The sequence below is a fragment of the Chryseobacterium sp. Leaf404 genome, from assembly GCF_001424145.1.
Classification (GTDB): Bacteria; Bacteroidota; Bacteroidia; order Flavobacteriales; family Weeksellaceae; genus Chryseobacterium.
Map to the genome: position 1 here is coordinate 534,956 of NZ_LMQM01000010.1, position 24,989 is coordinate 559,944.

The following is a 24,989-nucleotide window of genomic DNA, read 5'->3' on the forward strand; positions in this document are numbered from 1 at the left end:
TTTAGTTCGCTTAATTTTCTGTTGCAAACATACAGCAGAAAACAATTTTAAGTCAAATTTAATGACGGGGAATTCATAAAAAATGTCCGGCAATTTTTAAATTTTACGTTTTTTATTCAGATTAATTATGTTAATATTGTAGACTTTTAAATTTATAAAAAGCCAAACGTGTTATCTCCATTTTGTTATACTACCCGTAACAACCTGATTAGAGGAATTTTACTACCTTTATTTATAATTTTCCTTTTTACGCAAAATATAAATGCGCAGGAGAATTCTAAAAAAAGGTTGGAATACCAGGAAATCGAGGCAAAAATTGATAGTTTTCATAACGATCAGAAAAAAGCATGGGAACTGATTCAGTATTATATAAAAAAGGCAAAAGAGGAAAAAAATAATGAAGCATTAGTTTATGCATATCGTTACGCAAGCAATTTTTCTAAGTATCCCGAAAATATAAATAATGCCAATCTGGCTTTAAATGTCGCAAAATCCTCACAAGACCAGCGCCTCCTTGCTAATGCTTACTTAAACAGGGGTACTGTATTTTTTCAGGAAGGATATTATCAAAAATCTCTGGACGATGTTTTGGTGGCCAATATTAATGCAAACAATATTGCTGATGAATACATTACTTATAAGAGTATTTATTTAATAGCTCAAAATAAAATTTATCTCGGTTTACACGAAGATGCAGCCAAGGAACTTCAGGTCTGTATCAATTTTTTTAAAAAAAGAAGTACAGACAGCAAGTTTGGCCAGGACTATCAGACCTATTACATCTATTCTCTATTGAGTTATATTGATAATAATACGAGGATGGGTAAAATGAATGAAAATAAAACACTGATTTCGGAAAGTATTGATTATTTGACAGACAACAACTTACAGCAGTTCATACCCTATTTTATCTCATCCCAGGGAACCGATGCATTTTATCAGAAAGATTATCAAACATCCATCAAGAAGCTCACTCAAGCTTTGGAGATGTACAATGATAAATATCCGCACATCACAGAAATCTATTATTTAGGGCTTAACAACTGGAAGATTGGCAAGCGGACTATCGCAGTTAAGTTTATGGAAGTTATTGATAATCAATACAACAAATCTAATAGGTTAGATCCGCAATTCCGCTCGGCTTATGAAATTCTGATAAAATATAACGATTCAATTAAAAACAGAGATAAGCAGCTGGAATACATTGACAAACTGATGATTCTGGATAAATCTTACGAGAAAAACTTCAAGTATCTATATCCTAAAATCAATAAAGAATATGACACCAAAAAATTAATCTCTGAAAAAAACAAAGTAGAGAAATTACTCATCCTGCGAAGCAATATTTTCCTTCTTATTCTCATAATCAGTCTGGGAATAATTCTGTTTTTCAGTATAAGATATTACAGAATTAAAAAACTGTACAAGCAAAGATTTGAAAATATTATCATCAATTCTGAGGTTGAACATAAAAAGCATCACGTCACAAAAGAAGCACAGGAGAATACTGAACCTGAGACCGTTAAGACGGTTTTTATTTCAGATAAAGATGTCAAAGAACTTAATCTTGAAAGTCCGGAGAACCTGGATGAATATTATTCAAAAATTCCGGGTTTAAATCCTCTGGTCATAAAAAGTATTATGAATCAGCTGGATACGTTTGAATATGAAGAGCGATATCTGGACAGTCAGCTCACTCAAAAATCTTTGGTTGAGGAATTAGGAACAAACTCCACATATCTTTCAAAAATTATCAATACATACAAAGGTTCTAATTTTAATATATATATAAATAATCTCAGGCTAAATTATATTATTGATCTTTTAAGAACTGATGCTAATTATCTGCAATATGATGTTAAAGAGCTGGCCAACATCTGTGGTTTTTCCAATGCCGAGAGCTTTTCAGACAATTTTTACAGAAAGTTTGAGATCAAGCCGTCGTATTTCGTGAAGATGATGAAAGAGAAATCTAGAAGTTCCTCTCAATCACATAATCCAACATCAGATTAAGGGACGTTTTAGGCTGAGAATCAGGAAACTCGCTCAGAATATCTTTTGCTTTCTGCTGAAAATCCTTCATTACCGTAACGGCATAATCCAAGCCTCCGGAAGACTTCACAAAATTGATTAATTCTTTTACCCTTTTTTGATCGTTGTTGTATCTTTTGATGGTATTGAAGTAATATTTTTTATCCCTCTCGTTGGCCATTTTTAGGGTGTGAATCAACGGCAAAGTCATTTTCTGTTCTTTGATGTCAATCCCAACTGGTTTTCCGATAACGTTTGAACTCAAATAATCAAAAAGGTCATCTTTAATCTGGAAAGCCATACCTGTGTAAGTGCCAAACTCCATCATTTTTTTTGCTAAATTTTCATCAGCATTATTAGACAACGCCCCTATTTCACAACATGCAGCAATTAATGTAGCTGTTTTCTGGCGGATAATTTCGTAGTAAACGTCTTCGGTAATATCAAGTTTTCGGGCTTTTTCAAGCTGTAGAAGTTCGCCTTCAGACATTTCTCTGATGGTTCTGGAAATCACTGCAAGCAAATCATAATCTTTGTGATCTGTAGAAAGTAATACAGCTTTAGATAAAAGAAAATCACCAACCAAAACGGCGATTTTATTCTTCCACAAAGCATTGATCGAAAAGAAATTTCTGCGTTTAAAACTTTCATCTACCACATCATCATGCACCAAAGTTGCGGTGTGAATCAATTCAATCATTGAAGCTCCGCGATAGGTTTTTTCGTTGACATCACCAATCAGTTTTGCACATAGAAATACGAACATCGGGCGCATCTGCTTCCCTTTTGTGGTAACAATAAAACGGGTGACTTTATCTAATAAAGATACTTTCGTCTGCATCGATTCATAAAACTTCTGTTCAAAAAGTTTCATTTCTTCGTTGATGGGTCTCTTGATTTCTTCTACGGTATTCGCCACTATCTTTGAATGATGGGTAGTTGATATTTACTGGATACAAAGATAAATTTTTTAGCCTAATTTTAACGGAAAATTAAATTTAATCTGAATACAAACTGCGTTAGAATTTCAGTTTTTCTTTTGGTATAAAATAGAAATAAGTTTTTGTGTTACCGATTGGTGAGTAGAATTTCTCACCAGAAATGTAAATCCCCATTTCATCAACAGCAATTCCTTCGATCTGGCCGATGCTTAGGGCACTCCCCAGATATAATTTCCTTGGATTATTTTTAAAGAAAATTCCGGATTCAGATTCATCGAAAATCATCAGAAAGACTTCAGTTTTTTTGGTGTAACCGACGACATAAAGTTTTCTATCAAAATAATAAGCATCAGAAATCATAAAACCTGTTTTAAAGGTTTCAATTTTCTGAGCTGCCTGTTTTTCGAAATTATTTGGATCTAAAGCATAATGAGTGGTTGATTTTGAAACCCACTCTTTGGTAAAAATATGAAGTTTTCCATTTAAGTAAATCATAGATTCCAAATCGAAATCTGTGGCAATATTTTTTGGTTTAAAATCTTTCTGATCAGAATAATAAAATGAAATGGTTTTCAGAGAATCATTCTGAATCCGATTATTATTAAATGGAATTTTAAAAATTTTTAAATCCTGACGTGTTCCTGTATTATTTCCAAAATCACCGATATAAAAGTTTTCGCCGTCATTTGTTAATGCTTCCCAGTCTTTGTTTTCAGCATTTGTTTTTAAAACTGTGAAAATTTTCCCTGAGTTTCTATCAATTTCATACAGTTCAGCGGGGTTTCCGCTGTCATTGAAAGTGTATAATCTTCCATCAAATAAATTTAAACCTGAAGTTTCCTGAATGGAATCACTTAAAACAGAAACTCTGTAATTTTTTATTTTAAAAATTATAGATTGCTGTGCGGAATTTAGAATCGAAAAAATTATGGAAAGGATTAGAAAAAGCTTCTTCATTGGGCAAAATTAAAGTTTTTCTTTTTAAGATTTGTTAAATGATAAATGTCAAAATAATATTTAAGTTATTTAACGTATCCAACTGCATGGTGTTTACTGTAATAATATTTCGTATAAAAAAACCAAAACCTGTTGTTTGAATAATCTTGTTTAATTATCAAATTATCTTTAGAAGGTAAAAGTGTTACAGCATAAGTTTTTTCAGAATAATTATGTCTTTGAGATGAAACTTCTAATTTATAGATATTTGAGTTGGTTAAAATTTGGTTTTTCTCTAAAACCAGTTTTCCGGATTTCAGATCAGTAATAATTTCTTCTAAAATTAGATTACACAATCTATCTTGAGAAAAAAACATGATAAAAAGTGAAAAGACAAGCATAAAAATTCCTTTGAATCCTTCTTTCTTTTTTATTTTTTCATAAATAAGATAGAGAATTGAAAAGACAGCAAAAATCGAATTTGAATAAAATAGAATACTCCAAAAAAGAATCATTATTCAGCAGTCTTATTCGCCAATTGTCCGCAAGCTGCATCGATATCGCCACCACGGCTTTTTCTTACCATTACAGTTACTCCGGCTTTTTCCAATTCACGAACGTATTTTTCTTCTGCAGCAACACTTCGGTGATCAAATTTACCTTCACCAATTGGGTTGTACTGAATTAGATTAACCTTTGAAGGAACCTGACGGCAATATTTAATTAAAGCTTTTATGTCTTCATCCTTATCATTTATTCCTTTCCAGACACAATATTCAAAAGTGATCACTGAGCCTGTTTTTTTGTACCAGTACTGCAAGGCTTCCATAATATCCGTTAATGGAAATTTATCAGAAAATGGCATAATTTCGTTACGGGTAGACTCTACTGCTGAATGTAAAGACAAAGCTAATTTTACACGCAACTCATCATCTGCAAGCATTTTAATCATCTTCGGAATTCCAGATGTTGAGACGGTAATTCTTCTCGGCGACATGCCCAGACCTTCCGGCTGAGTAATTTTTTTAATGGCTTCAACTACATTTTTATAGTTCATCATCGGCTCGCCCATTCCCATAAACACGATATTCGACAATGGTCTGTTGTGGTATTCCCTACTCTGCCTGTCGATGAGTGCCACCTGATCTACAATTTCTGCAACTTCAAGATTTCTCATCCTTTTAAGCTTTGCAGTGGCACAAAATTCACAATTAAGAGAACAGCCGACTTGAGAAGAAACGCAAGCTGTGGTTCTGGTTTCTGTAGGAATTAAAACTGATTCCACCATTAAGCCGTCGTGCAGTTTAACACCATTTTTTATGGTTCCGTCCGTAGATTTCTGGAACTGATCAACCGCCGCGGGATTCATTACGAAATCACGCGTCAGATTTTCTCTCAGGTTTTTTGAAAGATTCGTCATTTCTTCAAATGAATGAAGATTTTTACTCCAGATCCAGTCATAGACCTGCTTGGCACGAAACGGCTTTTCGCCAATGGTGCCGAAATAGTCTTTGAGTTGATCGAGAGATAAAGTACGGATGTCTTTCATTGAATTGTTGGGTGTCGGATGATGGATGTCTGATGAAAATCTGGGCGCTGAATCGTAAACTTCCAGCACCCAGCTTCCAGCTTCTGTCTTAAAGAATCAACATTGCGTCTCCGTAAGAGTAGAATTTATATTTTTCTTTTACAGCTTCTTCGTAAGCGTGCATCACGAAATCTTTTCCTGCAAATGCGGCAATCATCATCATTAATGTAGATTTTGGCGTGTGGAAATTGGTAATCATGCAATTTGCAACTCCGAAATCGTGTGGTGGAAAAATAAATTTATTCGTCCAACCGTGGAATGCAGATATTTTTTTGTTTGAAGACACTGATGTTTCCAATGTTCTCATCGTTGTAGTTCCTACAGCACAAACTCTTCTGTTTTCTTCAACAGCCTTGTTGATGATTGCAGCATTTTTTTCGTCGATGAAAATCTCTTCAGATTCCATTTTATGTTTAGATAAATCTTCAACTTCGATCGGGTTGAAAGTTCCCAAACCTACGTGAAGCGTAACTTCAGCGAAGTCGATCCCTTTGATTTCAAGTCTCTTCATCAAATGTCTTGAGAAGTGTAGACCTGCAGTAGGTGCAGCTACAGCTCCTTCTACTTTTGCGTAAATGGTCTGGTATCTTTCAGCATCTTCAGGCTCAACATCTCTTTTAATGTATTTTGGAAGAGGAGTTTCTCCTAATTCTTTCAATTTAGCTCTGAATTCTTCGTAAGGACCGTCATACAAAAATCTCAAAGTTCTCCCTCTGGATGTTGTATTGTCGATAACTTCAGCTACCAAAGATTCGTCTTCAGTGAAGAATAGTTTGTTTCCAATTCTGATTTTTCTTGCCGGATCTACCAAAACGTCCCAAACTCTCGTCTCCTTATCAAGCTCTCTCAATAGGAAAACTTCAATTTTAGCACCGGTTTTTTCTTTGTTCCCGTAAAGACGTGCAGGGAAAACTTTAGTATTATTGAAGATGAAAAGATCTTTTTCGTCGAAATAATCTACAACATCTTTGAAAAGTTTATGCTCTATTGTCTGAGTTTTTCTGTCCAAAACCATTAATCTGGCTTCGTCTCTGTGTTCTGAAGGGTGTTCTGCTAAAAGTTCTTCTGGAAGATCAAAATTAAAATCTGATGTTTTCATTTTTTTAAATTACGGTTTAAAAATTATCAATTACAGTAAGTAATTTGCGAGGTGCAAATATACGACATTCGATACCCCTTTGTCAAGTGTTTTAGGGAATTAGCCGAAATAAAATAAAGGAATTGGTTTTTTATCCAGATATAGTTAATCAAAATTTTAATATAGCAACTAAACTCCCCAATAACTATCATTTTTGTAGTTCAATTTTTCTGGTAGTGAAAGCTTAAAATCTACAACCTGAAAATCGTTCACAATTTTGTAGGAAACTCTTGTATTGTAGTGCAATTTGATTTTCTTTACAATGTAAGTTGAATCTGAATCTAAGAGTTTTTGTAATTTCTCCTGCATTTCTTCAGTTTTAGCGTGATCCACTCCAACTGTCAAATAGCTCATTTTTGATTTTTCTAAAGTAACATCAGCAGAAAATCTTTTCTTTTTCTTCTTTTCATCTACAAATCCAACAATTTTGTATTGTAAAGAATCAATTTTTGTAACTTCGATGATATCTTTTGCAATGTGATTAAAATCCTCATCAACTTTAATTGTATTTAGATATTCGAATGCAACGGCTCCTTTTTCTTCAGTAACCTTAAACAAATGCCGGATATTCTTTTCTTTATCAAAAATAACTGCGCGCAATTTCCCGCTGAAACTTCTTAAACTGAGTTGGGTTTTGCTTTTTGAATCATAAAAGCTTGTGTAAACACTTTCTCCATCAGACATCCCACCATTGTAGTGACTTTCAATTTGATAATTAAACTGATAGGTCTGACTAAAAACTGTTACCGAAATCAGACATAAAAATAACGTAAAAATTTTTCTCATAAATATGTTTTAATAATTTTCCAATCTTCAAGTTTCCGTTCATAAGAAATCGTGTGAAGCGGACTGGTTGAAGGCAATAAATATACAGGAATTTCAGAATTTTTATCTAAAATTTTCTTCAGATTTTTATAGGATTTTCCGCCATTGCAAAATATAGCCTGAATATTTGGATGGGTTTCCAACAGATTTCTGATATCATTGGCTTCCTCATTTCTGATTTCAGAATCAAGGCTGCCTTTTCTTTCGCAGGTATCGATTACGTCCCAAACTGCGATATTATTTTTCTTTAAAATTTTAATTTTCTCCTTATAATTTTCGGTAAAATCTTCATTAAATAATTCAAATATAATCTTCCAGAATTTGTTTTGTGGATGACCATAATATTCCTGCTTTTCAAGAGATTTCACGCCCGGAACCGAACCTAAAATAAGAATTTTTGATTCCTCATTAATAACAGGTGGGAATGATGAGATTCTGTTTTGCATATTCAAATATAATACTTGAAAACCTAAAAAATGTTAAATAAAAAAGATTATTCACAATCAAATAGAAATATAATTAAATTTGTATTAAATAATTTTTAGTTTAAATGAAAAAACTTGCTATCCTTTCTTCTATTGTCCTCAGCGCTGTAGCTTTTGCACAGGGAATTAAATTTGAAGAAACACCATTCAAAAATCTTTTGGAAAAAGCGAAAAAAGAAAACAAACTTGTCTTTTTAGATGCCTATACAACGTGGTGCGGACCATGTAAACTGATGGCCAAAAACATTTTCCCTCAGCAGGAAGTTGGCGAATACTTCAATGCAAACTTCGTGAATGCAAAAATTGATATGGAAAAAGGTGAAGGCCTGGAAATTGCCAAAAAATATGGCGTAAAATCTTACCCGACCTATCTTTTCATCAATGGTGACGGTGAAGAAGTTCACAGATCTTTAGGATACACTCCTGAAGCAAAAGACTTTATTGTGATTGCAAAGGATGCAAATGACCCTAATAAGAGACTGAGCACTTTAAAGCAAAAATTTGAAAAAGGAGATACCAATCCTGAATTATTAAAAAATCTTGCAGGATTAACAATTTATAATGACCCTCAGTTTGCAACGAAAGTTTTGGAAAAATACTTTCCACAGGTGAAAACGCTTACTCAGGAAGATGTACAGATGCTTTTGATGGCTGCACAAAATCCTGACAGCCCAATGTACACGATGTTCAAAGAAAGAAAAGCTGACATTATCAAGGTTTTTCCTGAAGCCAATTACAACGCATTTGATAAAAATGTAAGAGTAAATGCAATCATGAAAAAATCTTATAATGCTGAGAAAAAATCATGGGATGACCAATATTTTTTAACTGAAGCACAAAAGTTTTTGGCTAAAGACGAAGCGGAGAAAATTTTACAGAAAGCCAGAATGGGCAGAGCGGCGAGAGCTAAAGATTTTAAAACTTACGAAAAAATCGCACTTGAACTCTATGCTGATTACGAAAAAATGTCTTCAATGGAGCTCAATGAAATCGCATGGAACTTTTTTGAAAATGTAGATTCAAAACCTGGTCTTCAGACAGCTGTAAAATGGGCACAGGAATCTGTAAAAAAGGAAGAAAGCTATGCCAACACAGATACTTTGGCTAATCTTTACAATAAGGTTGGAGATAAGAAGAATGCTAAAATCTGGGCACAAAAATCTGTTGATTTAGGAAAAGCTGAAGGGGAAGATGTAGCTGATACAGAAAAATTACTGAAAAGTTTATAAAGCCATCCTGGTTTTATTGGTTAATAGAAGTCCGGCTCAATGTGGCCGGACTTTGCTTATTTTATGATTAAATATCTGCTTTGGAGTTGAGCATTTTCTGTTCCCATTCAGGATCTTTCGGGTCAAAGAACAGTCTTTTTCCTGTATCTAAACTTCTGACAACATTCATCTCGTCTTTTGTAAGCTCAAAATTAAAGACATTAAAATTCTCATCGATTCTGGAAGGCCTCACAGATTTCGGAATTACGCAGAAACCTTCCTGAAGATGCCATCTTAGAATTATCTGAGCAACAGTTTTATCATACTTCAACGCAACCGCTTTTAACTGTTCATTTTCCAAAAGACCTGCATTTCCGTTTCCAAGCGGACTCCATGGCTGAGTTACAATGTTGTTTTCTCTGTTGTACACCTGAAGTTCCTTTTGCTGAAATAAAGGATGTAACTCGATTTGGTTGATAACAGGCAAAACTTTAGCATTAGCTTTTAACTCTTCCAATTTTTCAATTGTGAAATTGCAAACACCTATTGCTTTTATTTTTCCTTCACTGTAGAGTTCTTCGAAAGCTTTCCAAGCACCTAAAAAATCTCCGAAAGGCCAGTGAATTAGGTACATATCCAGATAGTCGAGCTGCAATCTGTCTAAAGTTCTTTGGAATGCCGCTTTCGCTTCTTCGTAACCATGTGATTGAACCCAAAGTTTTGAGGTAATAAAAAGTTCATCCCTGCTCACACCGCATTTTTGGATTGCCGTTCCCACCGCTGTTTCGTTCTGATAAATTGAGGCTGTATCAATCATTCTGTATCCCACTTCGATGGCTTTTATCACAGCATCTTCACACTGCTGAAGATCTTCCATTTGCCAAACGCCAAATCCTAAAGCAGGAATGGCAACGCCATTGTTCAAAGTAATTACAGGCTGAACTGCATAATTTTTGTGCATATTTATTTGTTTTGATTGAAACAAAGGTCGGGGAAATTAATAATACATTACATAAAAATTATGATCTATTGTTCACCATCAGTTTCAATACCACCGCTAAGGATTCTAATCCTTCTTATATTACTTGGCTGATTATTATAAAGTGGGCGTCTCGCAGTGTACAGTCGTGATTTTAGAATTTTTCTAATGCATACTTTGTCAGATTGATTGCCTCCCAAAACATGATAATGTTTATCATCTTCGCCAACATACAAGCCTACATGTCCTGCCTTAGAACCAGTAGAGGTAGTTCTTACGAACACCAAAACATCACCTAACATAGCGATTTCAGTATACTTTCCAAAAGTTCCCCAGTTCAATGCCCATAAAGGATCTTTAACAATATTCTTAGAACTCCTTTTCGCAACGATTGCCATAAACAAACCGCACCATGGGATTGAATCTGCAATATATATTTTATCGACATCCCCTCCAATTTCGTCAGCCCAAGATAAAATAACATGATTATTCTGAACTCCGAGTGCTTCCGCAACATCTAAAAGTGAAAGGGCATTCTTGATCATCAGTGGTCCTGATTCATCAGCCAACCACTTGTATTCATTTGTTAGTTTCATGAGTTTTTATTTACAAATTAAACATTCTTGAGATTCTTCTAAACTACTACACCACTTCGTACCATTAACTATATAAGCATCGTTACGAATTATTTTTCTCACGGAAAACAAATCTGTTTCGGCAGCTTCCTTTGAGAAATATCCCATAAGAACTGTTCGAAAAACATTTCCTTTTTTAATAATATTGGCATTTATATTTATTTTAGTTGCTTTAATCAGCTCATTTTTAGCTTCATCAATTGTCGTATCACCACCTGCAATAATGTACCATTCGTCTGACATTTTTTTTTCCTCTGTAAGAGGCGCAGTGAGCAACTTTAGTTCTTCTTTAGTCTTAAGATTTTCTACAATTTGTTTAGATGATGGATTGCTGATGTTATTAGCTTTAGCGAGTTTTGTTTTTTTTAAAGAAATTTCCCTGTAATCTTTTTTGATACTGTCGTAATAATTCTCCCATGACTCTTTCATATATCCACTAGGAGCAACGGTGGCTAAATATCTAACGAACTGATAGCGCGTTTCGATACTATCTTGATTTTTAACTTGATTTATATATTTATCGAAATACTGTACTTCTTTGATATCTTGATCTCTTTCTTTAAATAAATCACTTATTATTAAAGTAACAGAACTAATTGCTAAAGTAACTATAACCCATTTGAAGTAATCCAAGAATTTATCAATTTGTTCTATCTCGAAGGTTTTATTTCTAATAATTCGATATACTAACAGGATAGAAATAACTCCTACAAATACGAAAAATCCGTACAGGAATAGCGAAAGGTTTGCGGTATTTTTAAACATGATTAAAAGTTTTTATTAGAGTAAACCTACGGTTAACTTACATACCTTTCAATTACCCTTTTTCGCTATTTAAAACAAAAAAACCAGCCTCAAAAAAAGCTGGTCTATATTTAAATTTCATTCAAGATTATTCCCACTCAATTGTTGCTGGTGGTTTGCTTGAGATATCGTAAGCTACTCTGTTGATTCCTCTTACTTCGTTGATGATTCTGCTGGAAACAGTATCTAAGAACTCGTACGGAAGTCTGCTCCACGTTGCGGTCATAAAGTCGATAGTGTTGGCAGAACGGACTACTGCTGTATATTCATAAGTTCTTTCATCACCCATCACTCCTACAGATTTTACGGGAAGAAGAACGACGAATGCCTGAGAAACTTTATCGTACAAATCGTTTTTATATAATTCTTCGATGAAAATATCATCCGCTTCCTGAAGGATTTTCACTTTTTCAGCATCTACAGCACCCAGAATTCTGATTCCCAGACCTGGACCAGGGAAAGGATGTCTGTGTACCAAATGATGAGGAATTCCCAATTCTTCACCTACTTTTCTAACTTCGTCTTTAAAGAGTTCCCTTAAAGGTTCAAGCAATTCAAATTCCATTTCTTCGGGAAGTCCACCAACGTTGTGGTGGGATTTGATTACTGCTGAAGGTCCGTTTACCGACTGACTTTCGATCACGTCAGGATAAATAGTTCCCTGTGCTAAGAATTTTGCTCCTTCAATTTTATGTGATTCTTCGTCGAAAACGTGAATAAATTCGTTTCCAATGATCTTTCTCTTGGTCTCAGGATCGTCAACTCCGGCTAATTTTGAAAGGAATCTTTCTTTGGCATCAACCAATTTGATGTTCATATTAAAGCTTTCGCCGTAATTTTTCATCACTTTTACATCTTCATCTTTTCTAAGAAGTCCCGTGTCTACAAAGATACAGTGAAGCTGATCTCCGATTGCTTTATGAATCAAAACCGCAGCAACAGAAGAATCTACACCTCCGGAAAGACCAAGGATTACTTTATTATCTCCTACTCTTTCTTTAATTTCTTCAACCGTTTTATCGATGTAATTGGTAAGTTTCCAGTTTTTCTCTGAATTACAGATAGCGAAAACAAAATTTTCGAGCATTTTACCACCTTCTTCCGTGTGAGAAACTTCAGGGTGAAACTGTACGCAATAGATTTTTTTCTCTTCATTGGCAATCGAAGCAATTACACCTGATTTTGCATTTAAATCGAAACCTGCAGGTAATAGTCCTACTTCATCAAAGTGACTCATCCAAACGATAGAATTGTCAGTAACTCCTTTTAATAATGAAGATTCTTTTACGATTTCCAGATGTGCTTTTCCGTACTCGCCTTTAACTCCTTTGTGAACTTTTCCGCCTAAAAGATGTGCGGTAAGCTGCATTCCGTAGCAGATTCCTAAAACGGGAATTCCCTGCTCGTACAATTCTTTTTCAACCAAATGCGCGTTTTCTGCGTTTACAGAACTTGGCCCGCCGGAAAGGATGATACCTTTTGGCTGTTTTTCCAGAATTGTTTCTAATGGTGTATTGAATGGTAAAATTTCGGAATACACGCCCATCTCACGGATTCTTCTTCCGATAAGCTGGTTGTACTGAGATCCGAAATCTAATATGATGATACCGTTATTCATTGTATAATTGATGATTGATAATTTATAAATGATAAAACAAATGATGTTTGATTTACCTAATTTTTTAAAAGGACGAAAACCCTAGCCCTGATGGGAGCGGCATCTTTTTTTGTTATTGCGATTGAGAAATGGTTCAACAAATTACTTCACGTTGTTCGCAATGGCAAAAAAGATACAGCCCTTCGGCTAGGCTCAGGATAAACTTCCAGCAGGTTCCCGGCTCCTAATAAAAAAGCCCCGAAAAATCAGGGCATTATATTAAAATTTACCGATGTCTTCTCTGTAGAAGCTGTAATCGAAATGTACGTGGCTTGCATCTTCGTACACTTTTTTGCGTGCTTCATCATAAGTAGCGCCAGTTGCAACAATGTTGAGAACTCTTCCACCGTTTGACACTACTTTATCGCCTCTTTTTGCAGCTCCTGCGTACAGTAACTGGCTGTGTTTTACCCTTTCTTCACCTTTTATTTCGAAGCCAAGCTCCATATTTCTTGGGTAACCTCCAGAGCACATTACCAGACAAACTGCTTTTTCGTCTTTGAATTTAAGCTGAATATCTTTTCCTTCCATACAATCCTGAATAACATCCAGCAGATTGTTTTCCATTAAAGCCATCAAAACCTGAGTTTCAGGATCTCCGAATCTCATGTTGTATTCTAAAAGGTAAGTTCCGTTTTTTGTGATCATCAGTCCGAAGAAAATGATTCCTTTAAAACCAAAACCTTCTGTTTTAAGACCTTTCAGTGTAGGTTCAAGGATGTTTTTTTCGAAATCTGCGAAGTGCTCTGCTGTAAACTCAGGGCTTGGTGCCACAGCTCCCATACCGCCTGTGTTTGGGCCTGTATCACCGTTACCTGCTTTTTTGTAATCTTTTGCAGCAACGCAAGGGAATAATTTTTCCCCGTTTGAAAATGCAATGATGGAAGCTTCAAAACCTTCCAGATATTCTTCGATAACCACACGGATTCCCGCATCACCGAAGATTCTTCTGATCATAAAGTCGTGAATAGTAGCTTCTGCCTCTTCTAAATTTTCGCAGATTACAACGCCTTTTCCACCCGCCAAACCGCTGGCTTTGATTACCAATGGAAATTCCTGAGTCTGAAGATATTGTTTTGCATCATTGTAGGCATCAAAAACTTCTGCTTTGGCAGTTTTGATATCATAGGTTTTCATAAATTTCTTGGAGAAAGCCTTACTTCCTTCAAGACTTGCCACTTTTTGTGCAGGACCGAAAACTTTAAGATCGTGCTTTTTAAATTCATCCTTAAGACCAGCTACCAAAGGAGCTTCCGGACCAACGATGGTAAGATCTACTTTCTCTTTGATAGCGAAATCTCTAAGTTCTTTGATTTCTGATAGATGGATATTTTTCCCAATTCTGTCGGTAGTTGCGTTTCCGTTGGCAAAAAACATTTGACTCACTCTTGAATCTTTCTGAAGTTTGATAGCCAAAGCAGATTCTCTTCCACCTTCACCTATGATTAATATTCTCATACTTTATTTATTTCTAGTCTATTTTACAAATATATAATTTTGAATGCTATAAATACAATCTCCAATTATTATTTTAATTCAATTTTAATGAAAAAAGTGTCTTACGCCAGTGAACATCATCGGGATTTTATGTTCGTTTGCCGCATCTATACTTTCCTGATCTTTTACACTTCCTCCAGGCTGGATAATCGCTGTAATGCCTTCCTGAGCGCAGAAATCTACCACATCACGGAAAGGGAAAAACGCATCTGAAGCCAATACTAATTCGCCTGTGAATTTTTCTTTTGCTCTTTCAATGGCTTGTTGCGTCGCCCAGATTCTGTTCACCTGTCCACCGCCAATTCCGAAAGCTTGAATACCGTTTGAAACAACAATTGCGTTTGATTTTACGTATTTTACAACTCTCTGCGAGAACAATAATGCTTTTTTCTGCTCTTCCGTCGGTTGAGTTTCAGTAACTACTTTAATATCGTCTGAGAAAATACTGTCGTTGTCCTGAACCAAGATTCCACCATCAACTTTTACCCAGGTTTGCTTGTCTGAAACAGGATTGACGATTTTTATAATTCTTAAATTTTTCTTTTTTCTTAAAATTTCCAGAGCATCCTCGTCAAAATCCGAAGCCATTACGATTTCAAGGAAAGTTTTGTTTAATTCTTCAGCAGTTGCAGCGTCGATTTTGAAGTTGGCAGCAACAATTCCGCCGAAAATTGAAATTGGATCGCACTCGAAAGTTTTTTGATAAGTTTCTAAAGCTGAAGTTCCGATTGCCACGCCACAAGGTGTAGAATGTTTTACAGCACAACAAGCCATTTCGTCTTTAAATTCTGTTACTACTTTCCAGCAAAGATCCATATCACGAAGATTGTTGAATGACAATTCTTTTCCTCCCAACTGTTCGAAACCTTTCATCGCACCATTCTCAAAAGTTGAAGCATAGTAGGCTGCAGTCTGGTGTGGGTTTTCTCCGTATCTTAAGTCTGCCACTTTTTTGTAAGAGGCACTTAAATAAGTTGGGTATTCTTCATCTAAAAGCATTCTTGAGATGGCCGCATCGTAAGCTGAAGTTAAGTTAAAAACTTTTCCGGCTAATTTTTTACGGGTTTCGATAGCGGTGTCACCTTTTTGTTCCATTTCAGATTTTACTTTTTCGTAATCTTCAACGTCGGTAATAACAGTTACGGAATCGAAATTTTTAGCAGCTGAACGAAGCATTGAAGGCCCTCCGATGTCGATGAATTCTACTTTTTCGTGTAATGAAATGTCTTTGTTTACATTTTCAAAAAACGGATACAAATTCACAATCACCATATCGATCAAACCGATACTGTGCTCCTGAACAGTTTTCATGTGTTCTTCGTTTGAACGGACTGCCAAAAGACCACCGTGAACTTTTGGGTGTAAAGTTTTTACTCTTCCGTCAAGCATTTCAGGAAATTCTGTTACTTCGTCGATTTGAATCGGATTTAAACCAGCGTCTTTCAAATGTTTGAATGTACCTCCTGTGGAGATCAATTCATAATTCTGAGATTCTAAAAACTGTGCGAATTCTGTTAATCCGCTTTTGTCAGAAACACTGATCAAAACTCTCTTGCTCATAGATTTTTTCATTTTTTGAAATGAAAACCGCAGGATTGCGATTTTCATTCATTTTTACTTTTGTCCACAGGGACTTTTCAACTTTTACTTTTTACAGTTATTTCAAACTGTAGACCGGTTCTTTCACCTCCGGTCTTACTTTTACTTAGATTATTTTGAAATAATTTTTGTTTATCTAAGTGTGTCTTTATTTTTAATTTAACAATATATCAGTTTAACAATGTAACAATATCTATTATTGGTATATTGATACATTATTACATTGGTACATTATTAAGTATTTTATTAATTGCTGTTGGGAAAATTTCATATTCAATTTTATGAACTTTTTCTGCCAATGTTTCTGGAGTGTCGTTTTCTGTAACTTCGAATGATTTCTGAAGGATTGCTTCTCCTTCGTCGATTCCTGCGGTTACGAAATGAACGGTTGCTCCACTTTCTTTTTCTTTGGCTTCAATCACAGCGTTGTGAACGTGATGTCCCCACATTCCTTTTCCGCCGTATTTTGGAAGTAAAGCAGGATGAATGTTGATGATTTTCCCTGTCCAGTTTTCCACGAACTCAGGTTTGAGGATGGATAAAAATCCTGCCAACACGATTAAATCTGTATTTTCAGGAATGATTTTACCCACATCGCTGCTGAAGTTTTTTCCTCTCGGAATCAACGCAGTTTCTATGTTGTGGTTTTTTGCTCTTTCGAGTCCGTAACATTCTCTGTCGGCCACAACTAAAGATACTTTTGCATTTTGGATTTCTCCATTATCAATGGTATCGATAATTCTCTGAAGATTGGTTCCTGAACCTGAAACTAAAATGACAATATTTTTCATTAAAAACTATTATTGCTAAAAATACATTCTTCCCTAGCCCCGATGGAAACGGCATCCTTTTTTGTCATTGCGATGGCAAAATAGTTCAAAAGATTGCTTTACTTTGTTCGCAATGACAAAAAAGATACAGTGGACAGCGGGAATTGCTCCAAAGCAATCGACGGAGTCAAATAGCTCCTAAAATTTCAAATCAATCTTTTCTGCTCCTTCTGTGATTTCTCCGATTTCGTAAGCGTCGTCTAAAAGATGAAGCACTTTTTCAGCGTGCTCAGGATCAACGACAACGATCATCCCGACACCCATGTTGAAGGTTCCGAACATTTCTTCACGGGCGATGTTTCCTCTTTTTTCCAGTTCCAGCATGACACTTGGAATCTGAATTTTTGAAGCATCGATGGAAGCACAAAGTCCGTCACCAATAATTCTTGGAATATTTTCGTACAAACCGCCACCGGTGATGTGGGCAATTCCGGCAACTTCTATCTCTTCAATTACTTTGTGAATGTCTTTGTAATACAATCTTGTAGGCACCAAAAGTGTTTCGAATAAAGGTTTTCCTTCAAATTCTTCATTGAAATCCGGGAATATTTTTCTTACCAAAGAGAAACCATTTGAGTGGAATCCTGAACTTGGCAAAGCAATGATTTTATCTCCTGTTTTGATTTTTGAACCGTCGATAATCTGGTCTTTTTCTACTATGCCCACGCAGAAACCTGCTACATCGTAATCACCAGGCTGATACATTCCAGGCATTTCAGCAGTTTCACCACCGATTAATGCGCAGTTGTTGTCTTTACAGGCTTTTACCATTCCCAAAACGATCTCTGCAGCGATTTCAGAATCCAGTTTTCCGCAAGCTAAATAATCGAGGAAAAACAAGGGCTTTGCACCGTGGCAAAGAATGTCGTTGGCACACATTGCGAAACAGTCTACGCCGATAGAATCGTATCTTTTTGAGTCTAAAGCGACTTTCAGCTTCGTTCCTACGCCATCAGTTCCTGAAACCAAAACAGGGTTTTTGTAACCTCCGATTTCGTAGAAGGCACCGAAACTTCCCAAATGATTGAGTACATTGGAATTGTGCGTTTCGCCCACCGCTTTCTTGATTTTATCAACGGTTTTGTAACCTTCTTCTTTGTCTACTCCTGCAGATTTGTATGTGTTGCTCATATATTTAATGTAACAGTGTATCAGTTTAACAATCTAACAAATGATTTGTCGTATGCTAAAATGGAACGTTTAATTTCTATTTTATAAAGTCTGATTTTGAAAACAAAAAAGCCGACAATCTTGGTAGATTATCGGCCGTTATATTATCTCAGAATTTCAGAGTCCACAACATTCCCTTTTTTGGAGAAACATTCTTTAAAAGTGGTCTGAATTTTCATTACTTTTTCTTTTTGCAAAGATATTAATTTTATGTTAATATTCAAATGCTATTTTTCCAAGATTATTTCGGCAGACGAAATCTTTGCTATTTTATCCTTTAACTCACTGTCTTTCTCTTCGTTAGAAATTTTCTGATTTTCTTTATCAAAGTTATCATTAAAGTGTGGCAGTGTGAATGTATCCACAACATTTCCTGCGTGTAACGGAAATCTTTTTGAAGCTGCTTCCAATACACCTAGACCGCCTCTCGGACCGGTTGCAGTTGCCATTAAAAGCATTGGAATATCGTTCCATACTTTTCTGCCTTTGATTCTTGATGTCCAGTCAAACACGTTCTTGAATGCTGTTGAATACGTTCCGTTGTGCTCTGATAATGAAACTAAAAGTAGATCTGACGCATCTATTTTTGAAGCGAAATCAACGGCTGCCTGTGGAACTCCGCTTTCTGTTTCGAGCTGATGTTTGTAGATGGGCATTTCGAAGTCGTTCATGTCTACGACGTCTATTTCTGCATTTTCAAAAAGTGAAGCTGCGTACGAAACTAATTGTTTATTGATTGATGTGTCGGAATTGCTTCCTGCGATGGCTAGGATTTTCATTTATATTTAAATTGCTTTGTTTAATTATATTGTTGAACCACTTCTTGGTTCGTTTTTATTGACTGTCTTGCACCATGGGTTTCACCCAGGGCTATTCATATTTAAACCACTTCATGCATTGACTGTTTTGAAAATTATATTAGAATATTTATTATCAAGAGCCTTCAATTTTGGTAGTGCAAAATTAGTGTTTATTTTAAATATTCCGGTAAATCCATGGGAACTTCCATTAAAAGGATTTCTGTGTCCTCTGTTGCTTCAATATTGAAGCTTTGGGTATCCCAAATTCCTAGGCCGTCTCTTTCATTTAAAATTCTGTCGCCTACGTTAGCACTTCCTTTTAAAACAAATGCATAGACACCGTTTCCTTTTTTGTTGATGGTGTAGTTTTTACCGTTTCCTTTCGTGAAATTGGCCAAATTAAACCACGCATCCTGATGAATCCAAACGCCGTCGTCATTTTTGTCAGGCGATAAAATCTGTTGAAATCCGTTGATTTTTTCTCCGTCCTTGATGCTTTTCTGGTCGTATCTCGGTTCTACATTTTCTTCTCTAGGGAAAACCCAGATCTGCAGGAATTTTACGGCTTCATCTTTATTTTGATTATATTCACTGTGCATTACACCCGTTCCGGCGCTCATCACCTGAATTTCTCCTTTTTTAATAACCGCTGTCGTTCCCATAGAATCTTTGTGCTCCAGGTTTCCTTCCAATGGAATTGAAATAATTTCCATGTTTTTGTGTGGATGCGTACCGAAACCCATTCCCTGAGAAACGGTGTCGTCATTTAAAACTCTCAATACTCCAAAATTTTGTCTGTCTCTGTTTTGATAACCTGCAAAACTGAAAGTGTGGTAAGAATTTAACCAGCCGTGATCTGCGTGCCCTCTTGAATCTGCTTTGTGATATACTGTTTTCATAATTTATAAGTAATTAGTAATGATTAATAAGTAATGATAATATTTGATTTTTGATGTTTAAATTTATTGTAGCAAAATTCGTTAAAATCTGGTGGCGGGATGTTGATGTAAGGTAAGAAGTGATTGATGCGAATTGTGAATGGTCAGTTTTCTTCAAAATGAATTTTCAGAGCCATGATCATTTTACAAATAATTGCCTCTGGCTAAAGCCCATCCACAGTCTTGAAATAAGAAAGCGGACAAAAGTCCGCTCCTATTGATGTTTTTATTTCTTGTTTATATTTAAAGCAAATTCTTAATTGTAATTTTTACAATCTTAAATATTGAATGTAATATTTTCAACCTTGAATATTGGATCTTAAACCTTCAATTTTAAATCTTGAATCTTGAATCTCAAACTTCAAATTTCAAATCTAAAAGTGTACCTGCTGAATTTCTTCTTCGATTTCCTGAGGATTTGAATCAGCAGTTTTAATAAAAATCATAGTTAAAACTGCTCCAAGAAGCATACAAATTCCACCCACAACTATATAACCCATCGCGTAATTTCCGAAAGCGCCTTTTACAATTGGGCCGCCAAATATGCCGTTAATGATTTGAGGAATTACAATGAAGAAATTAAAAATCCCCATAAAAACACCCATTTTTCTTTGTGGAATTGCGTCAATTAACATGGCATAAGGCATAGCGAGAATACTTGCCCAAGCAAAACCGAGTCCGATCATTGAAATCCAGAGAAGCGATGTGTCTTTGATAAAATACATTGAAATCAAACCCAATCCTCCGGAAAATAACGCTAAAGCATGGGTTTGTTTTTTACCAATCCATTTGGCAATTGGCGTCAACATAAATGCGAACGGAATTGCCCAAAGATTGTACATTCCGAATAATCTATTTTGTAAATCACCTGCGTTATTAAACTCTACTGAATGCGTGTCTTCAGGAGACAATCCGAAATGGTGAGTAGCTAAAGCACTCGTTGTAAAAACCCACATCGTAAACAGAGCAAACCAAGAGAAAAACTGAACAATTCCCAGTTTTTTCATCAAGGTCGGAATTTTAGCAAAATCGCTGAAAATATCTGATAATTTTGACGGTTGTTCAACTTCCTTACCGCCCTCAAATTCAGCAAACTCTTTTGGCGAATATTCTTTAATAGTAACAATTGTGTAAATAATCGTCATTAAAAGGATTCCCGCACCGCAGTAAAATGCGTAAATCACATTATCGGCAACGAAGCCTTCTCTAGCTACATTTGAAACGCCTAATTTGGTTAACCAATCCGGTAAATAAGATCCGATTACCGCACCAATTCCTATGATAATTGTCTGGACAGAAAATCCTAAAGTTCCCTGATGTTTTGGAAGCATATCTCCCACCAAAGCACGGAAAGGTTCCATTGCAACATTGATGGATGCATCCATCATCGCCAGAAAAATAACTGCCAAAAGTAAAACATTAGCCGCCATCATCTGTGTTGCCGAAGCTGCGTTTGGAAGCAGAACCAAACCGATGGCACACAAAATCGCACCTATTAAAAAATAAGGTTTCCTTCTTCCCAGAATTCCCCAAGTATTGTCGCCCATGTGACCGATAATTGGCTGTACAATCAGACCTGTAACCGGTGCCACCAGCCAGAACCATGAAAGCTGATGAACGTCTGCTCCGAAATTTCCGAGAATACGGCTGGCATTACCATTCTGAAGCCCGAAAGCCATCTGAATTCCCAAAAACCCCATGCTCATGTTGATGATCTGAGCCATGGAGAGATTTGGTTTTATCTTTTTTGTCATAAATTTATAATAAGTGATGAATGATAAAAGATTACACTCTAATTTTTTAATTTTTGAATCATAGCTTCTTCAATTGGAGTCTTGATCTCCACAATTTTATCTACAACTTCATTCGGAACTGTAACTGATAAAACATACTGCTTCACCTTCCATTGTCCATTGATCTTTTCGAGTACTCCGGAACCACGGCAGATTTTCATTTGGGTATCCAATAATTCATCAAACCAAGCCATTTTTCCGTCTTTGCTGAAAAAGATATTTCTTTTTAAAGATTTAAAATCCCACGTTTTCTTTTTGTCGAAATACGGTTTTGCCCAAACCATAAATTGCTTTTTATCCCAAACCTCGGTTGCATCGGTTCCTATAAAGGAAGATTCATCGGCATAGAAGTCGAAGTATGTTTTGTAATCTGCTTTTGCTGCAGCCACGTTAAATGCATCAAGCATTGTACTGATTTCCGCTTTTTCTTTTTCATAAAAACCTTTTTTTTGTGCGGACAGTTCCAGCGAAATAATTCCGAAAAATAACAACAGTGTTATTTTAAATATTCTATTTTTTTTCATTTTTTATCCGTTTACCTTTTTCGTTAAAATTTATAATAGATCCTTCAATCGGCTCACAACAATTATTTCCGTCAAATTCTTTTATTGTTTTTATTTTTCCGTTTTTATAATACTCTGTCCAAATTCCTGATCTGCTGCCATTTTTATAACCTCCAATTGTTTTTTCTCCCAATTCATTAAAGTATACCCATCCTCCTATCTGCTCATCGTCAAGAAAATATCCCTCTCGATAGAGGTTCCCATTAGGAAAAAAAACTTGGTTTAAACCATTAGCTTTTCCTTTTGCTAACGAATAAATTTCATGAGGCTGCCCATTTTCATAAAATGTTCTGCAAGTTCCCTCTTCCATTTGATTGGTATAAAACGCCTTCGTTTCTATAACTTCATATCCATTATAATAATACAATCCTGATAAATTGCCATTTGGGTGGTATGTAGTTCTCTCGCCTATTCGGTTTCCATCTTTCCAAGTGGTTCTATCTTTTAATTTCCCATTTTTATAATATTCTAACTGTACACCGTCTTTTTTCCCATTTTTAAGATGAGAAATCTCAATAAAAAAATTATCTTGAAACGTTTTTACTGTTTTTATCTCGTAGTTCCCTACGTTTCGAGTTTGTGAAACTTCTTTAACAGTAGCTACTCTATTTACATCATAATATTCTCTTACCTGTTTTTCCTCCTGAGCAAGACAAAAAACTACTTTAGCGAGAAAAATAAAGCAGAAAGATTGTTTTTTCATTTTACCTGATTTCTAAAATCAATGAAGATTTTCCCGGAATTGTAAGACTGTTTTGTAAAGAAATTTCTTTCCCGGAAATCACATCTTTTCCTTTTGTAGAAAATTTTATTGCCTCTGAAAATCGTTTTAAATCTAAATCCTCTTCTTTATCACTGTTATTCACCACAACCATTACTGTTTCTTTTTCGTTATATCTAAAATACACAAAAACATCATTCTGAGGAACGAAATTTTTAGTTTTTCCGGTATGGATGACGTCTTTGCCTTTTCTCCATGTCAATAATTTCTGGGTGAAACCATGAAACTCCTTCTGTTCTGCAGTTTGCGAAGCCACGTTGAAAGCATTCTGCTGATCAGATTTCCAGCCGCCCGGAAAATCTCTTCGAATATCTGCATCGCCACCTTTGTTTTTGTCGCCACGCATTCCGATTTCAGTTCCGTAGTAGATTTGTGGAATTCCACGGACGGTTGAGATAATCGTCATTGCGAGTTTATAAGCCTTCGGATCATTATTAAACATTTCATTCCATCTCTCGGTGTCGTGATTTTCGAAGAAAACGAGAAGATTGTTGACGTCGGGATAGAGAAAATCGTTAGTGAAACTGTTATAAAGTCTGTTCATCCCGTTATTCCAGCCTTCTTTTTCTTTAATTGCTTTCGGAAGTTCGTCGTACAGAGGAAAATCCATTACGGATGGCAAATTGGAGTTGTACTTTGCAGCCTCTCCCGTTTTTGAATCCTTTTGCCATGCAGAAATATGTCCTGCAGTGCTCAACCATGTCTCTCCGACAATATTAAATTTCGGATATTCGTCGGTAATGGCTTTTGCCCATTTCGCCATCGCTTCCTTGTCGTTGTACGGATAGGTATCAACACGGAAACCGCCCAGTTCAGCATATTCGATCCACCAGATCGCATTTTGGGTTAAATATTTCAAAACCAAAGGATTACTTTGATTGATATCAGGCATCGAAGTATCAAACCAACCGTCCAGCGCTATTTTTCTGTCTGCATCTGAAGCATTTGGATCAAATTGGGACGTAATTTTGTAATTCGAACGCTTGAAGCCTTTCTCGCCATCATCAAACCAGTGAATCCAGTCTTTGGTTGGTAAATCCTTGATGAGCCAGTGCGAAATTCCCCAGTGATTGGTTACGTAATCCATCACCAGCATCATATTTCTTTTATTGAGTTTTTGGGAAAGTTCCCTGTATTCTTCGTTGGTTCCGTATCTGCCGTCAATTTTATACAAATCGGTCTGCGCGTAACCGTGGTAAGAGTAAACTTTTTCATTATCCTCATTTACAGGAGTCAGCCAGATTGCGGTTGCTCCAAGGTTTTGAAGATAGTCGAGATTGTTGATAATTCCACGCAGATCTCCGCCGTGACGGCCGCCGGGAAGGCTTCGGTTGGTTTTTTCGGTTAAATTTGGCTGGGAATCATTTTTTTCATCGCCGTTGGCAAAACGGTCAGGCATAATCAGGTACATCAAATCTTTTGAGGTAAAAGAATTTCTGTTGGCTGAGTTTGGATTTCTGTCTTTCAGCTCATACGTGTAAGAACCTACATTTTTCTTTCCGTCTTTAACGTCGATTTTAAACTTTGAAACATTGATTTCATTCGTATTCAAAGTTACAAAAACGTAGTTCGGATTTTCTACTTTTTGAATGTCTTTTGCTTTAATTCCGTCCGAAATTTCAATTTCGTTTTTGGCAATGTCTTTTCCGTAAATGAGGAGCTGAACTTCAGGATTGTTCATTCCTTTCCACCAAAATGCGGGTTCTACTCTGTCTAAAGGTTTTTGCGAAAACGCCAGTGCAGCGGCAGATAATGCTGCGATTGTATATGTTTTTTTCATCATAACAGATT

23 protein-coding genes are annotated in these 24,989 nt (G+C 35.8%); 2 read left to right on the top strand and 21 right to left on the bottom strand.

Features of this window, described 5'->3' with window-relative positions; all coding sequences use genetic code 11:
* Positions 1 to 288 precede the first annotated feature (288 nt).
* Complete coding sequence (locus tag ASG31_RS08235) at positions 289 to 2,013, top strand: helix-turn-helix domain-containing protein (RefSeq protein WP_131725522.1); 1,725 nt, start codon at positions 289 to 291, stop codon at positions 2,011 to 2,013.
* Here ASG31_RS08235 and ASG31_RS08240 read toward each other — a convergent pair.
* From ASG31_RS08240 to ASG31_RS08270, 7 genes are all read right to left on the bottom strand, one after another.
* Positions 1,973 to 2,950 carry a polyprenyl synthetase family protein gene (locus tag ASG31_RS08240; protein ID WP_056030478.1) on the bottom strand — a complete coding sequence of 326 codons (978 nt, stop codon included), beginning with the start codon at positions 2,948 to 2,950 and terminating at the stop codon, positions 1,973 to 1,975. The two genes, ASG31_RS08235 and ASG31_RS08240, sit on opposite strands and share 41 nt — an antisense overlap.
* Before the next feature lie 100 nt (positions 2,951 to 3,050).
* Positions 3,051 to 3,929 carry a hypothetical protein gene (locus tag ASG31_RS08245; protein ID WP_056030481.1) on the bottom strand — a complete coding sequence of 293 codons (879 nt, stop codon included), beginning with the start codon at positions 3,927 to 3,929 and terminating at the stop codon, positions 3,051 to 3,053.
* 65 nt (positions 3,930 to 3,994) lie between these two features.
* Entirely contained in the window at positions 3,995 to 4,423 is a 429-nt protein-coding gene (locus tag ASG31_RS08250; RefSeq protein ID WP_056030485.1) for a hypothetical protein, read from the bottom strand.
* Positions 4,423 to 5,457: a 23S rRNA (adenine(2503)-C(2))-methyltransferase RlmN gene (gene rlmN, locus ASG31_RS08255; RefSeq protein ID WP_056030488.1), complete on the bottom strand. Its 1,035-nt coding sequence runs from the start codon at positions 5,455 to 5,457 to the stop codon at positions 4,423 to 4,425. The genes ASG31_RS08250 and rlmN overlap by 1 nt, the downstream gene beginning before the upstream one ends.
* An 88-nt stretch (positions 5,458 to 5,545) precedes the next feature.
* Positions 5,546 to 6,595, bottom strand: a complete 1,050-nt coding sequence (gene queA / locus ASG31_RS08260) for a tRNA preQ1(34) S-adenosylmethionine ribosyltransferase-isomerase QueA (RefSeq protein ID WP_056030491.1) — start codon at positions 6,593 to 6,595, stop codon at positions 5,546 to 5,548.
* A gap of 168 nt (positions 6,596 to 6,763) precedes the next feature.
* On the bottom strand, positions 6,764 to 7,420 hold the full coding sequence (locus ASG31_RS08265; RefSeq protein ID WP_056030494.1) for a hypothetical protein: 657 nt from the start codon (positions 7,418 to 7,420) through the stop codon (positions 6,764 to 6,766).
* Positions 7,417 to 7,905 carry a DNA-deoxyinosine glycosylase gene (locus ASG31_RS08270; RefSeq protein WP_056030497.1) on the bottom strand — a complete coding sequence of 163 codons (489 nt, stop codon included), beginning with the start codon at positions 7,903 to 7,905 and terminating at the stop codon, positions 7,417 to 7,419. The genes ASG31_RS08265 and ASG31_RS08270 overlap by 4 nt, the downstream gene beginning before the upstream one ends.
* A gap of 104 nt (positions 7,906 to 8,009) precedes the next feature.
* Here ASG31_RS08270 and ASG31_RS08275 point away from each other — a divergent pair, with 104 nt between their 5' ends.
* On the top strand, positions 8,010 to 9,173 hold the full coding sequence (locus ASG31_RS08275) for a thioredoxin family protein (RefSeq protein ID WP_056030500.1): 1,164 nt from the start codon (positions 8,010 to 8,012) through the stop codon (positions 9,171 to 9,173).
* Positions 9,174 to 9,240: 67 nt separating this feature from the next.
* Here ASG31_RS08275 and ASG31_RS08280 read toward each other — a convergent pair whose 3' ends face one another.
* The 14 genes from ASG31_RS08280 to ASG31_RS08345 form a co-directional block, all read right to left on the bottom strand.
* Positions 9,241 to 10,113: an aldo/keto reductase gene (locus ASG31_RS08280; RefSeq protein WP_056030503.1), complete on the bottom strand. Its 873-nt coding sequence runs from the start codon at positions 10,111 to 10,113 to the stop codon at positions 9,241 to 9,243.
* 65 nt (positions 10,114 to 10,178) lie between these two features.
* A complete protein-coding gene (locus ASG31_RS08285; protein ID WP_056030507.1) occupies positions 10,179 to 10,727 on the bottom strand; it encodes a TIGR02594 family protein in 549 nt (182 codons plus the stop codon).
* Between the two features lie 6 nt (positions 10,728 to 10,733).
* A complete protein-coding gene (locus ASG31_RS08290) occupies positions 10,734 to 11,531 on the bottom strand; it encodes a hypothetical protein (RefSeq protein ID WP_056030510.1) in 798 nt (265 codons plus the stop codon).
* 127 nt (positions 11,532 to 11,658) lie between these two features.
* Positions 11,659 to 13,188: a glutamine-hydrolyzing GMP synthase gene (gene guaA, locus ASG31_RS08295; protein ID WP_056030512.1), complete on the bottom strand. Its 1,530-nt coding sequence runs from the start codon at positions 13,186 to 13,188 to the stop codon at positions 11,659 to 11,661.
* A 258-nt stretch (positions 13,189 to 13,446) separates the two neighbouring features.
* The gene (gene purD / locus ASG31_RS08300) at positions 13,447 to 14,685 is read right to left on the bottom strand and encodes a phosphoribosylamine--glycine ligase (RefSeq protein ID WP_056030515.1); all 1,239 of its coding nucleotides are present in this window, start codon (positions 14,683 to 14,685) and stop codon (positions 13,447 to 13,449) included.
* A gap of 84 nt (positions 14,686 to 14,769) precedes the next feature.
* Positions 14,770 to 16,284 carry a bifunctional phosphoribosylaminoimidazolecarboxamide formyltransferase/IMP cyclohydrolase gene (gene purH, locus ASG31_RS08305; protein WP_056031383.1) on the bottom strand — a complete coding sequence of 505 codons (1,515 nt, stop codon included), beginning with the start codon at positions 16,282 to 16,284 and terminating at the stop codon, positions 14,770 to 14,772.
* Between the two features lie 257 nt (positions 16,285 to 16,541).
* The gene (gene purN / locus ASG31_RS08310; protein WP_056030518.1) at positions 16,542 to 17,114 is read right to left on the bottom strand and encodes a phosphoribosylglycinamide formyltransferase; all 573 of its coding nucleotides are present in this window, start codon (positions 17,112 to 17,114) and stop codon (positions 16,542 to 16,544) included.
* A gap of 177 nt (positions 17,115 to 17,291) precedes the next feature.
* Positions 17,292 to 18,284, bottom strand: coding sequence for a phosphoribosylformylglycinamidine cyclo-ligase (purM, locus tag ASG31_RS08315; protein ID WP_056030521.1), 993 nt, complete (start codon positions 18,282 to 18,284; stop codon positions 17,292 to 17,294).
* A 266-nt stretch (positions 18,285 to 18,550) separates the two neighbouring features.
* Positions 18,551 to 19,102, bottom strand: coding sequence for an NADPH-dependent FMN reductase (locus ASG31_RS08320; RefSeq protein ID WP_056030524.1), 552 nt, complete (start codon positions 19,100 to 19,102; stop codon positions 18,551 to 18,553).
* A 191-nt stretch (positions 19,103 to 19,293) separates the two neighbouring features.
* Complete coding sequence (locus ASG31_RS08325) at positions 19,294 to 20,022, bottom strand: pirin family protein (RefSeq protein WP_056030526.1); 729 nt, start codon at positions 20,020 to 20,022, stop codon at positions 19,294 to 19,296.
* A gap of 413 nt (positions 20,023 to 20,435) precedes the next feature.
* Positions 20,436 to 21,815 (bottom strand): MFS transporter, encoded by a 1,380-nt coding sequence (locus ASG31_RS08330; RefSeq protein WP_056030529.1) that lies wholly within the window; start codon positions 21,813 to 21,815, stop codon positions 20,436 to 20,438.
* A gap of 38 nt (positions 21,816 to 21,853) precedes the next feature.
* Complete coding sequence (locus ASG31_RS08335; protein WP_082504511.1) at positions 21,854 to 22,378, bottom strand: nuclear transport factor 2 family protein; 525 nt, start codon at positions 22,376 to 22,378, stop codon at positions 21,854 to 21,856.
* Positions 22,365 to 23,120: a toxin-antitoxin system YwqK family antitoxin gene (locus tag ASG31_RS08340; protein ID WP_056030532.1), complete on the bottom strand. Its 756-nt coding sequence runs from the start codon at positions 23,118 to 23,120 to the stop codon at positions 22,365 to 22,367. Before ASG31_RS08340 ends, ASG31_RS08335 begins: the two co-directional genes overlap by 14 nt.
* Before the next feature lies 1 nt (position 23,121).
* A complete protein-coding gene (locus tag ASG31_RS08345) occupies positions 23,122 to 24,978 on the bottom strand; it encodes a glycoside hydrolase family 13 protein (protein WP_056031388.1) in 1,857 nt (618 codons plus the stop codon).
* Positions 24,979 to 24,989: the final 11 nt, after the last annotated feature.